This is a genomic window from Roseateles sp. (assembly GCF_049240545.1).
Taxonomy (GTDB): Bacteria; Pseudomonadota; Gammaproteobacteria; order Burkholderiales; family Burkholderiaceae_C; genus Paucibacter_A.
In genome coordinates this window covers 1-1,507 of the sequence record NZ_JBMLSK010000242.1, presented here as the reverse complement: position 1 = coordinate 1,507, position 1,507 = coordinate 1, and the positions used below count along the sequence as shown (strand labels likewise).

2 protein-coding genes are annotated in these 1,507 nt (G+C 56.5%); both read left to right on the top strand.

All coding sequences use genetic code 11. From position 1 onward, the window contains the following. Nucleotides 1-219 precede the first annotated feature (219 nt). Nucleotides 220-681, top strand: coding sequence for a hypothetical protein (locus ACOVRJ_RS16680; RefSeq protein ID WP_422044961.1), 462 nt, complete (start codon nt 220-222; stop codon nt 679-681). Nucleotides 682-874: 193 nt separating this feature from the next. Then, the gene (locus ACOVRJ_RS16675) at nt 875-1,495 is read left to right on the top strand and encodes an HAD-IA family hydrolase (protein ID WP_422044960.1); all 621 of its coding nucleotides are present in this window, start codon (nt 875-877) and stop codon (nt 1,493-1,495) included. Nucleotides 1,496-1,507 lie beyond the last annotated feature (12 nt).

The following is a 1,507-nucleotide window of genomic DNA, read 5'->3' as shown; positions in this document are numbered from 1 at the left end:
CCCTTGGCAAGGCGGCGCAGTGTTGACAGAATTGTCGGCAAGCGCCGCGTTTGACCGCGAATTTAGTGCTGTATGAACGTACAGTCAACAGGGAGGGAAGTTTGATGCGACAAGCACATAGGCCACATCAGGCGCACCCGATTAGGACGACAGTTGCCGTGTTAGGCGACAGTGTGGTGTCGGGCATAACACGTTAGGCCTCTCAGATGGAGAATCCGCATGTCCCGAACTTACGGTCTGAAGTCAGCTCGCGACCTGCTTGCGAAGCTCGAACGCGACGCAGCGCTACTTCGAGAGGAAGTCTCCAGCGATCGCTTCTTTAACTTCGTCGTCACAGCGTACTCTCTTGCCGATTGGATCGAGAAGGACCCATCCGTTCCTGCATCGGCGAGGTCAAGTTTGCAGCAGTTCCGAGGAACGTCAGAAATTCAGACTTGCCGAGATCTTGCCAATGCTAGTAAGCATTTTGAACTCGACAAGAAGAAGAGTCCGCCTCCCACCGTTGCCACTGCCGAATCTGAAGAAGGCTTCGGTGTCGGCAGGTTTGGGGTTGGTGGCTACGGCGTAGGCGAAGAGGAGATAACGGTTACTCTGACCGCCGGCAATGTAATAAATGGCCTCGATGTTATGGAGAACGCAGTTCGAGCCTGGAAGCAGTTCTTTTCGACCCATTCAATATGAGTTTCTACGGCGCGGAGAGGCCTAACCCCTCGGTCAAGCGGAGCGCCAACGGCAGGCCACCAGGCCCGCGCGCTGCTGTGGTTTATCCTGCATCGCGCGGGCCTGGCGTCCTGCCGCTGCCGCCCGCTTACCTCGAACGTTAGGCATCACATTCGACGCACTTTTGCCGGCCGAGGCCCAGGAAGACCACCCCGTGCAATCCGAACCCAGAGCTCTCATCTTCGACTTCTTTGGAGTCGTAGCCCAGTTCGATGAAGGCATCCTGTACAGGAAGATTGCATCCGAGTGTCGTGAGCCGGAGTCCGCCTATCGAGCCCTGCACGGACTGCCATCGACACCGTCCCTGATTGAAGGAAGAACCACACTCGAACAGGTTCATCATCGGCTGGTCACCGAGCTCGGATATGGAGCATCGTTCCAGTCGTTTCACCAGATCTGGCTTGAGCCCTACAGCTCTCCCATGCCTGACTTCGCGCCATTGCTTGGAGAACTCAGGGATAGTTATCGCCTCGTCCTGCTTTCGAACGTTGACCGCTACTACTTCGAGGCCATTCGACACCTTCACCCAGAGTTGCGGGATTTCGATGTGCAGTTGGTTTCCTTCGAACTTGGCTTCTCCAAACCAAGCGAACAGGCGTTCCACGCCGCAATCGCAGCCGCAGAAGCGCCGGCGTACGAGTGCTTCTTCGTCGATGACAAGGCCGAGAACATCGCTGCAGCAATGCGGCTTGGAATCAGAGGTCATGTCTTTACCAGCACGCTTGGCTGCCGTCAGGCACTTGCCACTGTTGGGGTCATGTGCGGTGATGCCTAACCCCTCGTTCAA